Here is a 13,570-nt window from a genome sequence, read left to right on the forward strand (position 1 = left end):
ATCTTTTTGCAATTAAAACTATAGGTATGAAAATTTTTAAAACATGGATTACCGCCGCAGTGCTTTTTGGCGGATTGCTGTTAACAGCTTGTACTAACGATGACAACCCCAGTGGCAGCTCGGCCGGTAGCGTTGAGGAGCAGCTGCGAAAAATGACCCTTCGCGAAAAAGTAGGTCAGATGTTCTACGTGCGCCCCGAGGCCCTCGACACCACGATACACTGGAGCAGTTTCGAAGAACTTTCGCCCTACAAACTGCAGCAGATTAACGATTGCATGGCAGGTGTGGTTAAGAACTATCCCATAGGTGGCATGATACTCTATGCCTGGAACATCGAAGATGAAAACCAACTCTCTTCTTTCATCTCGCAGATACGTGCTCTCAATGGTAGTCCGTTGCTGTGTATCGACGAGGAGGGCGGTCGCGTGTCGCGCCTGGCCAACCATCCCAACTTCAATCTGCCCAAATATGAGTCGATGGAGTCGATTGGCGAAACCGGCAATCCTGCCAATGCCTACGAGTGCGCTAACACCATCGGCACCTATCTTACCCGTTATGGTTTCGACATCGATTTTGCCCCAGTGGCCGATGTCAACACCAATCCCGACAATGTAGTGATTGGTAAGCGCGCCTTCAGTAGCTATCCGGCTGTGGCAGCACCCATGGTAACCAGCTACCTGCAGGGTCTGAAAGATGCTGGCATCACGGGCTGTATCAAGCATTTCCCCGGACATGGCGACACCACTGCCGACACCCATTACGGCTATGCCAAATCGATGAAGACTTGGGACGAGATGATGGATTGCGAGATGGTAACCTTCCGTGCCGGTATCGCCTGGGGCTGTCAGCTGATTATGACTGCCCATATTGCAACCCCCAACGTGACTGGTACTGATGAGCCAGCCACCATGTCGCCCGTCATCCTTAAGGATAAGCTGCGTGGCGAGTTAGGCTATCGTAACATCATCGTTACCGATGCCATCAGCATGGGCGCCATCACCAAACAGTACACCAACGCTGAAGCCGCTGTGGGCTGTATCAAGGCCGGTGCAGATATCGTGCTCGATCCCCGCAATCTGGTCGAGGCCTTCGATGCCGTGATAGCCGCCGTTAACGATGGCACCCTCAGCGAGGCCCGCATCAACCAGAGTGTTCGCCGCATCCTAACCCTCAAGCAGCAAATCCGCAACCGCACCAAGTAACTTTGGAAATCACATAAAACGAGAAAGAGGAATGAGCATCGCTGCTGATTCCTCTTTATGTTTTTTACAAACCACCAAAATATTTATTATCATAATTTTGCTGGTTGCGAAAAAAAGTGTTACTTTTGTGGCCGAATTAAACTGAACAGAAAAATTGCATAAAAAACTATGCTCGAATATACATATAATTATAAGTTGCATATTGCGTTTCAAAACCTGATGGAGGATTATCGCGTGGATGCCTGGAGTGGAATACATAAATTATTCAGCTCTTATAGAGATGTGTTGCCTTGGATATACCGCGATAAGCGTCGTTATAAATTTGAAAACGTTGGTATCAGTTGCCCGGCAGATGTGAGCGATTTTCTACATCAGTTCGGAAAAAAATATAAAGCGTATATCAGCCAACATGCTGTAGATTTTGAAGCCCAATCCAAAAAGGATCTCATCGAAACTGTTAGTATTTTGTTTAGGAATGAGCTCGAAAAGCAACAGCTGTACGACGCTGACGTAATCGATGCACTGCGTGCCATTTACCCAGATTACACCTTGTTTGCACGCGACTTGCTGTACTATCCTTATCAAGTGTGTAATATTATATTTGTATATAACGAGAAATACGCATTAGCCTGTTTGGATATGATATTAAACATCTGTTCAAAGATTAAGGAAACTTTAAAGGCTCGTGCCTTATTTCATGGGAATTACGATGATTTTGTTGATGCCGTAAAAAGGCTTTCTTATTATCGGAATAATAATAATGTGCGTTTGGTTCATTTTGCCAATATCACCCCCGATAAGGATTCTTTGCTGAGACATGCGTTCGAGGACACACTGTCTCGATATGATAACAAAACCCAAAGTGTGATTGTAAAAGGTGAGATTGATTATCTTGAGTTCATGTGTTTTCTAAAGAACGAAAATGAATTATTCCGTTTGCCTCGTGTGGGAATAGAGCGTTTTCAGCAATTAAAAAAGTTGTTGGCCGATTTCGAACCTATATATCATAAGATACTCTTTGATAATACAGATAACGTACGTTACAATCTCTGCAAGTACCAGTTCCACTTTCTTAGTAACGATGATGTCGAATTTGTTAGTCAGTTCTACGCCAAACATCATCATTATCCTATGTTCTACATCTTGTGCAGGTATTTTAATACCACTACCAATAATAATGCCAAGATTTTTGCATCGTACTGTGGCTTGGATGATGAGGCTACGCTGGCAGCAGCTCGCAGTAAGTTATCAAGAGAGAGAATTCGACAAATTATTGGAATTAAATCGTTTGCCGACCAGGATTATAAAAACGTGATGAATCCCCAATGGTGGCAGCCGTATAACCTGTCGTTTACTGGTGTGCTAACCCCAAAAATGTCGCAGTTTAAAAATATTTCCCGCCGTGAGCATTTGTCTATCTCGTTTAATACCTATGCCTGCTTGGCTAACCTATTTCAGGATTCGCGATTATTGCATTTTACAACCCGATATACTGATATAGGTATAGGCAACATCTCTGCATATATCAATGGGAACCAGCCATTCCATACTTGTATTTACGATGCTAAGTATTTAAACTTTAATTTCTTTTCGGCTTTTGAGGATTTCGATATCATGGTACGCAAGTTCCGTAAAAATACCGATAAGATATCATTACGCCCCTTTGTAAGCAATCCCAAATATTGGAGGGAGGGTAAAGTGATTAGTGCCGATAGTGTTGAGCATTTTTTGTATGTGTTCGAGTGTATCATCAAGGATTTCTGGGGTGTCTGTGTCCAAGATCATTATGTGCAGTTGCCTGCCAACCGCATTGATTACGCGGAGATATTCTATAACATTATCAAGGATAACGGTAAGGGAATGTTTGTTAAAGATATCTTTGCCCGCTATAAACAGCTTTATCCTCGAAGTAAATATAAAACCCCTTTACAAATCAAACCCTATCTGTTCAAGGATGAAAGGTTGATAAATATCGGTAAAACAACCATCTACTCGCTGGTCGAGTGGGGCGTTTTTTCTGGTTCATTGTTCGACTTGGTTATAGATGTGGTGGCCCAGTCCGATAGTCCTGTCCGCGTGCGCGATTTGATTAGCCAGGTACTCGAGCGCCGCCCCTCATCCACTAAACGTAGTGTAGAAAATATAATCTATCTTTGTGTAAAAGATGGACGTCTGGTTAGAGTTGGTAAGGCATTGATTGATATTCCCTAAAATCCGCAGATAAAAATCATAGACGTTGCCCGTCTTTTCTACCGTGTATGATATGTTCTCCGTTGCCAGTTCTTCTATGCCGCGCAGCACCGTGCACATCCTTCAGATACAGGTTGAGGTCTTCCATGCAGTCGCCGCCACAGCAGAAAACGGAGAAGACGGCCCGTATTATCTCGCTGTACTGATAGCCTATCAACTTACTGCGAAGTCCCAGGTGGGAGTCGATTACAGAGGAAAGAATACGGTCAAATCTGTCCAAAACGAAAAATATTCCGCCAAAAGCGCTGATTTTCTCAGATTTTTGTTGTACCTTTGCCATGTCATTGATGATTTTGCTTGAAGTGATGGACTACGGACAGATTATAGATAAGGTGTACACAGCCTGCCTGCCCTTCGCCAATGAAGGGAGGCAGGCTGACTATATTCCCATGCTGGCAGAAGTAGATGCCAAACAGTTTGGCCTGTGCCTGCTGACGCTCGACGGGAATGTCTACGAGCAAGGCAACACGCGCACCCGCTTCTCGCTGCAGAGCATCAGCAAGGTGTTTGCCCTAGCCATGTGCCTCAGCCAGGAGGCTGACCGCCTGTGGCAGCGCATGGGTAAGGAGCCTTCCGGTAATGCGTTCAATTCGCTGGTACAGCTGGAATATGAACACGGCATTCCCCGCAATCCGTTCATCAACGCCGGTGCTATCGTCATGGCCGACGTGCTGCTCTCTACGCTGAGCCGCCCCGAGGAACAGTTTCTGACCTTTGTCAGGAGCCTCAGTGGCAGCAGCACCGTGGGGTTCAACCGCCGTGTGGCACAGAGTGAACAAAGTTGCGGCTACCTGAACGCAGCCATTGCCAACCTGCTGAAATACCACGGCAACATTCGGGGTGACATTACCCGTGTACTAGAATTCTACTTCCTGATGTGCTCCGTAGAGATGTCGTGCCACGAGTTGGCCCACGCCTTCCTGCCCTTTGCCAACCATCGGCAACCATTCAACTATGGCGGCGTGTCGCTCACCTCGTCGCAGGTGAAACGCATAAATGCCATCATGCAGACCTGCGGATTCTATGACGAAGCCGGAGAATTCTCTTATCGCGTAGGCTTGCCGGGCAAGAGCGGCGTGGGAGGCGGCATAGCGGCCATCCATCCGCTGCACTATGCCGTAGCCACCTGGAGCCCCCGGCTTAACATAAAGGGTAACTCCGTCATGGGCATGAAGGCACTGGAACTGCTGACCTCTGAGACCGAAGAGTCTATCTTTTAATTCAAGTTTCGCATGTTAAAAATTTGTTGAGATAAGGTCGCCAAAAAGAGCACAGGGATTTCCGTATGTCGCAGAAATTTTGTAACTTTGAAGTGCTAACAATAAAGTACAAAACCCCATGCTCAGCGACAAAGGTACAAACATTTTTTCAGAGATCGGCAAGTTTTTCAAAGAAAATGATGCCACGAGTGCAATGAATGCGATAATAGACATGACAAAGGCCCTCCGGCTGTCCGAAAAGCGGCTCTTCAGCAGCGAGAGCAGGTGCAACTGCAAGCTGACGCAGCTGCAGGTGCTTGGGCTGTTGATGTTGTTTCCCTGTTTCATGATTCGCAATGCCTATAACTATGGTAAGTCCTCGCTATGCGGTCTGTTTGACTGCAGGAAGGACGTGTTCTATCGGTTTATCTCCAATGAGTCGTATGACTGGCGCAAAATCCTTGCCACTGTCTCGCTCCAGCTTTGGAACAAGACTCAGTATCGTAGCCGATGAGCGCAACGCCATGGTATTTGTGGACAAGAATCTGAAGTCTACATAATGGCAGGCACCATGTATTTTGCCATGCAGTAACCCCCACCTATGAGCCATATCCAGAGGATGAAGGCCAGGAGGAAGGGCTTGGCACCTGCCTTCTTGAATTTGTCTATACTGGTCTCTGCACCAAGGGCTGTCATCGCCATGGTGAGGAGGAAGGTATCGAGCGTATTGATAAATTCCACTGCGCTGGCTGGCAAGAGGTTGAGAGAATTGAATCCGATTACCACCAGGAAGAGAATAGCAAACCAAGGGATGGTGATCTTGCCTTTCTCGCCGTCCTCTCTGCCTGCCACATCTTTTGCCACAAAGAAGGCGATGACCAGCAATACTGGTACAAGCATCATCACGCGTATCATTTTTACGATGATGGCATTATCGGATACATCGGCACCCATCGCATTGCCAGCACCCACCACATGAGCCACCTCGTGAATGGTGCTACCTGCAAAGATACCCATCTGCGATGCTGGCAGATCAAATACGCCTGCACGATACAGCATGGGGTAAACAAACATAGAGAGTGTGCCAAATATCACCACCGTAGCAACGGCCACAGCAGTCTTATAAGGTTTGGGCTTGATGGCGCCATCTACACCCATCACTGCAGCTGCACCACAAATGGCACTACCACAGGCTGTAAGCAGGGCGATAGAACGGTCCATTTTGAGCAATCTACCGATAAACACACCCAGCAGGATGGTACAGGTCACCACAATGGCATCTACCACGATGGCGGGCAGTCCTACTGCGATAACATCCTGAAACGAGAGTTTGAAACCATAGAGGATGATACCAAATCGCAGGATTCTCTTGCCGGTAAAAGCGATGCCTGGCACCCATGCATCGGGCAACTGATTGCGCAGACTGTTGGCATACAGCATACCAAGAATAATACCTACTACCAGCGGACTAAAGCTAAGCGCCTTGACCAACTGCATATCACCAATGTAAAAAGCGGCACAAGCAAAGAGTGCCATGAGTAGCACACCATTGAGCATGCTGCCACGTTGTTCTGAAATCTTCATAATTTTGTCGTTTGTTTTTTTTGCCTGCAAAGGTACGAAAAGTTACGAAGAATACAGTCTATATGGTCATACAAAATAACTATCCCTTATAACCAGCAGTTATAAAGCGCTTGAATGATTTAGCGATTTCAGAGGTCTCGCCTTGCTTTTCCACGAGAGATAATTTGCGATTGATGCTCATCCCATCTATCTCCACTATGCGGAAGATATTGCTGTATATTTCCTTGTTGACCGAGCGTATGCTCACGATGCCCAGCGCATCTGATTTCTCTACATAATGCTTGATACCCTCTGTTGTTCCGAAGTTCATTTCTATGTCCAGGTCGGATAAGCTAATGCCCTGACGCTTAAGTGCTTGTTGTATCACGTCAAGAGTACCAGAGCCGAACTCTCTGATCACGATAGGGATAGATTTCAATTCTGCCAGCGAAATGCTTTCCTTCGTCAGTTGGGTGTTGTCTGAGCGAACGATAGCCACCAGTTCATCATCCATGAAGGATGTATATTTCAGTTGTGGCTGACGTATCACGCCCTCCACCATACCTATATCAATTCTGTCTGACGAGAGCGCATATTCTATTTCTCTGCTATTGCCACTCAGCATGGAGATGCGCACATCAGGAAACTGGCGATGAAAAGCTGCAATCATCTCTGGAACCACATATTGCGAGATGGTGGTACTTGCTCCAATACGCAGCTCACCTGTGGTATACTGCTGCAGGGCATTCATGTCGTAATTTAGTTTCTGGTAATTCTTCAGAATCTTGTTGGCATGATCTAGCAGCAACTGACCGGCCTTGGTCAGTTGAATTTTGTTACCCAAGCGCTCGAAAAGTCGCACATTATACTCCTTTTCCAGTTCCTGCACATGCTTGCTGATGGCAGGCTGACTGATAAAAAGCTCTTGAGAAGCCTTGGTAAAGCTCAAGTTTCGAGCCACACTCTGAAATACCTTCAATCGAATATCTATCATATTATTCAAGTTTCGCATGTTAAAAATTTGTTGAGATAAGGTCGCAAAAAAGAGCACAGGGATTACCACCAATCGCAAGCTCGATTTCTTCGAGGCCTACAGGATTTACTCCAGACGTTGGTCTCTGGAAGTCGTATTCAAGGAGAGCAAGCAGAACCTGGGACTCGGAAAGTACCAGATGCGCCGCTCGGCTTTGCCGCTTGGCTCGTCCAAGAACTTCTCCTCGCAGATTGCCATGACTGTAATCACGGCCATGCAGTACAATCTGCTCTCCACCGCCAAGCGCTTCTCTGACTACGAGACTGTGGGCGGACTCTTCAATGATGCTGTCAAGGGCAGCGTGGAGCTCACTCTCACTGAGAGAATCTGGGATATGATACTTGAGATGGTCCGCATGATTGCAGAGTGCTTCAATATCGAGGATGAGGAAATCTTCGATACGCTCTTGAATCGGTCGGACAAACTCAGTCATTTCGTTGGACTTTATCAGTTAAAACTGGCAAGTTAGGAACTTGCGAAACTTGAATCTTTTAATTCAGCCGCCCGCAATCATAAGTAACATCTGCACGAGAATAACTCTGGCGAACATGCCCAAAGGATAGACCGTGGCATAACTGACGGAAGGACTGTTGCCCTCAATGGTGTCGTTGACATATGCCAAAGCCATCGGATTGGCCATACTTCCGCTAAGGATGCCGCAGATGGTGCCGTAGTCGAACTTGTGGCTCCGCAGGGCAGCCATGCCCACCAATAGCACAGGCACAACAGTGAGTGCAAAGCCTATGCAAATCCAGAGAATACCTTCTGGTCTTATGACCGTCTCGAAAAACTGTGCGCCACTATCCAGACCAAGAGAGGCCAGATAGAGCGAGAGCCCCAACTTACGGAGCATCAGCGAGGCACTGCGGGTAGTGTAGGTGATGAGGTGAAACCGCGGCCCAAAAGCTCCCACGATGATACCTACCACGATGGGGCCTCCTGCGATGCCCAGCCTGACCGGAATGCTCATGCCAGGCAACTGGAGCGGGAGACTGCCCAGGGCAAGTCCGAGGATGATGCCAATGAAAATAGCGGCCAGGTTGGGCTCGTTTAGGCTCTGAACACTGTTGCCGAAGAAAGCCTCAACGGCATCGACGGACTTGGGGTCACCCACGATGTGAAGACGGTCACCATACTGCAACCGCAGGTCTGGCGTGGCCAGCAACTTGATGTCACCACGTGTGATACGGCTAATGTTGACACGGTAAGTGTGGCGTATCTTCAGACTGCCAAGTCGCCTGCCGTTGAGTATCGGTTTGGTGAGCACTACCACGCGGCTCTCCATCTTGTTATCGAGTGCATTCCAGTCCACCTTCTCGCTGTTCCAGTCTTCCGGCTCTTCCACATGCAGGCCTATTAGGATTTCGAGCATTGAGGCATCTTCCTTTTTGGTGACTACCATTAGGCGGTCGTCCAACTGTAGTTGGGTTGTCGACTTGGGCACGATGACTTCGTCACCGCGCCAGATACGCGAGATGATAAACCGCAAGTGAGTCATCGTAGCAATCTCTTCCAGACTCTTGCCAACGATGGCGGGATTAACCACGTTGAACCGGGCAATGTAGGTCTCGTTCTCTTCACTGATACTTCTGGGCATCAGGTCGGCAGGGCGTACGAAAAATTTGCGCATAAACAGGATGGCGAGGATGACACCTACCACACCCAACGGATAGGTGACGGCACAACCGAGGGCCGTCCCACTGTGGGGGATGCCCAGCTGTGACAGTGTCTGCTGGGCAGCACCCAGTGCAGGTGTATTGGTGGTAGCTCCACAGAGCAGTCCCGCCATGTCAGGCATACTGATGCCTGTAAGCGGACAGAGACAGACTGCCATCGCCGTGCCGATGAGAATGACGGCCAGCCCCCACAGGTTGAGTGTAACACCCTCGTGGGCCAGCGAACCGAAGAAACCGGGACCCACGCTCAGGCCGAGACAATAGACAAACAGAATCAAACCGAAACTTTGGGCATAGTCAAGCATCCTGGAATCTACTTCAAAACCGAAATTACCTGCTAGGATACCAACAAAAAATACGAATGCCACGCCAAGGCTTATACCCATGACCCGAATCTTGCCCAAGGCAAGCCCCAAGGCACAAATCAGCGACAGTACCACTACGGTCTGCATAGCCGATGGATTAAAAATCAGATTGTTTATCCACTCCATGTCTCACACGATTTGGCTACAAAGGTAGTCATTTTATGTCGAATGACCGAGTGCTTTTTGTTTTTTAACCTCCTTTTACATCAGATTGTAGAACTTGTCAAATGCAGCACGCGCCATCGCGACGAATGCTGCATTTTAGTTTCATGCCAGGCACTTATAAACGCAAGGCGTTGTAAGCTGCATCTACGAGTGGATTGCTGCTGCAGGATTGTAATCTCAATAAGGTTTTTTATAATTAAAAAGAATCCCGATAGCTCTCAGTGGCTGTCGGGATTCGCTTTTATCGTTTATTTGTTTTAGCTCATATCAAGCGCCTTCTGCAGTGAAGTCGTTTCGTGCATAGAGCTTTGTGGTAGTGTTATGAGTTACCTTTATGCCATCGTTAAGCGAATAGGTGTAGTAGGCTGTTGATCCATCGCCGAACGTGGCCTTAAACGTAACTATATACGTCTGATTATTCGACAGATAATGGCCCAGAGTCTGCTCCTCGCCGTTAGGTACCGACATGCTGTAGTTGCCCACCATAATATTAGTGCCCTTGCGATATACACGGATGTCAGAGATGTAAGCATCATCCTTCAGGTCGTTCTTGATTACCAGCTCGCCGGCATGCTTGTTGTTGGGGCGTGGTATCTTGAAGAATTCTGTCTTAGAGTGGTTGTAATATACAGACTTCAGGTCGGCCTTGGTGGTCCAGAAGGTCTGCATCTCGTACTGAGGATTGGTGGTAACCTTGATGAGCAGAGGCTTGGTATCGCTCTCGTCCTTGGCATTGGGATCGTACCACATCCACGATGCGTTGAGTGCCTGCGTGTTGCGGTATGGCAGCGATTCGGTGATCTTAAATCCGTAGTCCTCGTCCCAATCGTAGTGAGGCAGATCGTTGAACTTGATGTTCCAATCGATGCTGTTTCCGGCATGACGATCCTCAATCTCTACATTCTGTATGCTATAGCTCTCCTTGTGGGTCCAGTTCCAGCCCATGGACAACTGTACCTGCAAGCTCTTTGATTTCTTGGCTGTAGGTTCTTCGCCTGGTTTAGCCTCTTCGCCAGCCTCCAGCTTACCTGTAGCCGAAACGTTAAGGCTGAACGACTTAGAGTCTTCATAATACTTCTGATTGGTGGTGGTGCCTGGTGTTGGTGGACATGCTGCCAGGAACTGCAGTTCTGTCTGAGGCATCACTGTGTTTTCGTCCTTCATCGGCACAACTTGAGTGTCAAAGTTGGTAGCCCACAATCCGCAGTGGCGGATGTATATACCTACACGTCTATTCCAGCCTTTACCCTTCCACATGCCGGCATTGGCCACGCTGGTATTCATCTTAACAGCAAAGTAGTCGCCTGCTCCAGCCTGTCCCTCGTACACGTGTACTGGATAAACGTCGAGCAGAGTGGTGGCCGAACCTGTTCCGTCAAGATAGTACTTCTCGCCCCATGTGGTGTCGTAGTGCACGTGGGCAGAATATGAGTTTACATGCACAAAGTGGTACGATGCAAACAGGTTCTCCATCTTCTTGGTGTCTTCTTTATCATCGCCGCCGAAGGCTCCGGTATAGCCCTCGTAGCGCTCGGCGAAAGCTGTAAACACTCCCGACAGTGCTACATATGCCTTTTCGTTGCGATTGGCATTGTCAGCCACGGGGTCGCCTGTTTGGCTCAGTTTGTCGATGAGAATCTTTGTGTTATTGTTGAATCCCAGAATCCAGGTAGAGTCGGTAATTTCTGGATCGAGAGTGATGTAGTCGTGGGTTTCCAGATATGCCTTAATCTCGCTCTCCACAGGGTTCATCAGTAGCACCGTCTCGCCACTATACATGATATCATCCATTTGCTCGTCGCTCAGGTCGGTAAGTTTGTTGACTACGTATACAGGTATCGACAACGTTTCGCTCAGCTGGTCGATTGCACCCTTCGAGGCCCAATCGATGGCTTGTTTCACATCGGGATCCACTCCTGGTGCTACATAGATATACGTCATAATCAACTGTGTGGGCGTAAACTCGTTGCCACCCACCATTCCCGATGTTCCCTCCTCGGGCATTACAGGATTGTCTTCTGCTTTTGTACATGAGGTTTGCATCATGCTAGTGCTGCAGAAGGCAATTGCTCCTGCCAGCAACCAAATAAGTCTTTTTCTTTTCATAATATAAATATGTATTAAGTTAATAGATCTTTTCATTACATTTCCAGGAGGCAAAGTTAGTGCAATTGTTTTACTTGGCCAAATTTTTATCGCATAAATAACAATAAATTTTGATGAGATGTATGTTGTTTACAATTATTAACTTAAATACTTCGCTTTAATAGAAAAAAAAGAAGGAATGAGCATCGCTGCTGATTCCTATGGTATTGTGTACTTTAGCTATAACCATCCTCGCATCACTGCGAATGTAAAATCTAACAAAAACAAATACGGCTGCAAAAGTATACGTATTTTTGTAAATCACCAAATAAAATCTACTTTTTGTTTTGCTAGATGCGAAAATTGTTGTACCCACGGGGCTGATTACACTTCATCAAGGCTTACAACTTCGAATTCTTTTAGGTTGATAGAGTCATCAATACGCTCTTCGTTCTCATCCCATTCTTCAGCCGCAGCAAAAACAGCTTCTTTAGTTGGTTCGATTGGATGGCCGATAAAGTCTGATAACTTCTCGGCTACTTCTTCTATTGTATCACAATACTCAATGTCGCTGGGCAAATCAAACGCATATCGGGTGGGGTAGAAACGCCCTTCTGCATCGTTGGTTAGGTAGCTATCCCAGTCATCCCCTTCAGCCGAAAAGTATATCTCCAGCCCAGGATACACCTTCTTAATAAGCCGCAGTACATCGAAAGGTGGATGCCAAGCTGATTCGGTGAAAAAGTGTAGCCCTTTGTCGTTCAGTAGCAAATTATCCCAAGTGCCTCTACAATCCACGTCGCGCCAATCGGCGCCCAATCTAACCACCAGATTGCCCAGCCAACGTCTGGGGTAATAAAAGCCATTCTCTACTAATGGCTTTTTTCGATTCTGTAATCTATACATCTTTTGATACAGCGACCTCATTTGTCGCCTATCGCCCACGATGCTAACGGACATAAAAGCTGGATTACTCATAGTTCTTTTTTGCCGCAAAGGTAGAAGATCGCCCTAAGCTGACCAAACAATTTTGATCAGTTTAGATCGAATTTGGATTGTTTAGATCTATGCAAAATAATTATCATAATTTGTTTGTTTATTTGCTCGAAATGTTGTATCTTTGCACTTGGATATTCGAAAGAAGTACGAAAAATAAAAAGCCATCCATAAGGATGACTTTTTAAATGGAGTAGTGTCGATAAAGTCTTGCTCCCCGCACTCAGCGGCGTAGCCAAAAGTAAACTTTTGACGCTGCAAAGATAAGAATAATTCTGATACGTTCCAAATATTTTTGGTAAATATTTAGTTTTTAGTGAAATAAATGCTACTTTTGTAGCCGATTATGAAACAGATTGAAGTAGTTGCAGCGATAATACACGATGAGGCTGGTCGCATTTTTGCCACACAGCGAGGATACGGCGATATGAAAGATGGATGGGAGTTTCCTGGGGGCAAAATGGAACCTGGCGAAACGCCCGAAGAATCGTTGAAGCGTGAAATTTGGGAAGAACTGGAAACAAATATCACAGTGGAGCGGTTGGTTAAAACCGTAGAGTGGGATTATCCTAAGTTTCATTTAACAATGCATTGTTTCTGGTGTAGCATTGAGAGTGGAGTTCTAACTCTTAAAGAGCACGAGGCTGCACGTTGGCTCACTAAAGATCAGCTTGATAGCGTAGATTGGTTACCAGCCGATTTGGTGGTAGTTGAGGACATCAAAAAAGGGGAATGAGCAGTCGCTGCTGATTCCTCTCACTATGATTATATAAATTATGAAAAACTAATTTGGCAGCAAAAGTACACGGATTTTTGCAAACCACCAAAAATAATCGTTGTTTTGTTTTGCAGGATGCGAAAATTGTTGTACTTTTGCAGTGCAATCGTTCCGTCTGTGCCTGTGTAAAAACAGCACGCAGCGGTTCTGGAGTGAACAGGGCTGATACGGCGCGGTGCATATTTTGCTGATTATAAGATACATATCTTATGACTAAGGTTTAAAGTTCAAAATGTCGACCAAACATTGATGAGAAAC

The 13,570-nt window shown here is 46.6% G+C and carries 11 protein-coding genes and 1 pseudogene; 5 read left to right on the forward strand and 7 right to left on the reverse strand.

The features are described from left to right. Positions 1 to 26 precede the first annotated feature (26 nt). Both T499_RS0112845 and T499_RS0112850 read left to right on the forward strand, forming a co-directional pair. Entirely contained in the window at positions 27 to 1,202 is a 1,176-nt protein-coding gene (locus tag T499_RS0112845) for a glycoside hydrolase family 3 N-terminal domain-containing protein (protein ID WP_033151311.1), read from the forward strand. Between the two features lie 168 nt (positions 1,203 to 1,370). Then, complete coding sequence (locus T499_RS0112850; RefSeq protein WP_033151312.1) at positions 1,371 to 3,413, forward strand: hypothetical protein; 2,043 nt, start codon at positions 1,371 to 1,373, stop codon at positions 3,411 to 3,413. A 12-nt stretch (positions 3,414 to 3,425) separates the two neighbouring features. Here the strand turns inward: T499_RS0112850 and T499_RS14740 are convergent. Next, a pseudogene (locus tag T499_RS14740) lies at positions 3,426 to 3,732 on the reverse strand (IS1380 family transposase); the annotation flags it as partial. Positions 3,733 to 3,757: 25 nt separating this feature from the next. Between T499_RS14740 and T499_RS0112860 the strand changes: the two are divergent. Further along, positions 3,758 to 4,672, forward strand: a complete 915-nt coding sequence (locus T499_RS0112860; protein WP_013063598.1) for a glutaminase — start codon at positions 3,758 to 3,760, stop codon at positions 4,670 to 4,672. 15 nt (positions 4,673 to 4,687) lie between these two features. Here T499_RS0112860 and T499_RS14745 read toward each other — a convergent pair whose 3' ends face one another. From T499_RS14745 to T499_RS0112875, 3 genes are all read right to left on the reverse strand, one after another. Further along, positions 4,688 to 4,999, reverse strand: a complete 312-nt coding sequence (locus T499_RS14745) for a hypothetical protein (protein ID WP_139294829.1) — start codon at positions 4,997 to 4,999, stop codon at positions 4,688 to 4,690. A 204-nt stretch (positions 5,000 to 5,203) separates the two neighbouring features. Beyond that, positions 5,204 to 6,235 (reverse strand): YeiH family protein, encoded by a 1,032-nt coding sequence (locus T499_RS0112870; RefSeq protein ID WP_027455093.1) that lies wholly within the window; start codon positions 6,233 to 6,235, stop codon positions 5,204 to 5,206. A gap of 79 nt (positions 6,236 to 6,314) precedes the next feature. Then, positions 6,315 to 7,208 (reverse strand): LysR family transcriptional regulator, encoded by an 894-nt coding sequence (locus tag T499_RS0112875; protein ID WP_033151357.1) that lies wholly within the window; start codon positions 7,206 to 7,208, stop codon positions 6,315 to 6,317. 235 nt (positions 7,209 to 7,443) lie between these two features. On the opposite strand from T499_RS0112875, the gene T499_RS14750 reads away from it, so the two are divergent. After that, complete coding sequence (locus tag T499_RS14750) at positions 7,444 to 7,716, forward strand: hypothetical protein (RefSeq protein ID WP_143010925.1); 273 nt, start codon at positions 7,444 to 7,446, stop codon at positions 7,714 to 7,716. Positions 7,717 to 7,743: 27 nt separating this feature from the next. On the opposite strand, the gene T499_RS0112885 is transcribed toward T499_RS14750, so the two are convergent. From T499_RS0112885 to T499_RS0112895, 3 genes are all read right to left on the reverse strand, one after another. Next, positions 7,744 to 9,414 (reverse strand): putative transporter, encoded by a 1,671-nt coding sequence (locus tag T499_RS0112885; RefSeq protein WP_033151316.1) that lies wholly within the window; start codon positions 9,412 to 9,414, stop codon positions 7,744 to 7,746. A gap of 306 nt (positions 9,415 to 9,720) precedes the next feature. Next, complete coding sequence (locus T499_RS0112890; protein WP_157054617.1) at positions 9,721 to 11,559, reverse strand: hypothetical protein; 1,839 nt, start codon at positions 11,557 to 11,559, stop codon at positions 9,721 to 9,723. A gap of 363 nt (positions 11,560 to 11,922) precedes the next feature. Beyond that, positions 11,923 to 12,444, reverse strand: a complete 522-nt coding sequence (locus T499_RS0112895) for a hypothetical protein (RefSeq protein WP_198021305.1) — start codon at positions 12,442 to 12,444, stop codon at positions 11,923 to 11,925. A 436-nt stretch (positions 12,445 to 12,880) separates the two neighbouring features. Here T499_RS0112895 and T499_RS0112900 point away from each other — a divergent pair, with 436 nt between their 5' ends. After that, positions 12,881 to 13,270, forward strand: coding sequence for a (deoxy)nucleoside triphosphate pyrophosphohydrolase (locus T499_RS0112900; RefSeq protein WP_033151319.1), 390 nt, complete (start codon positions 12,881 to 12,883; stop codon positions 13,268 to 13,270). Positions 13,271 to 13,570: the final 300 nt, after the last annotated feature.

Origin of the sequence: Prevotella sp. RM4, from assembly GCF_000701965.1 — a bacterium.
In the GTDB taxonomy this organism is placed as follows: domain Bacteria; phylum Bacteroidota; class Bacteroidia; order Bacteroidales; family Bacteroidaceae; genus Prevotella; species Prevotella ruminicola.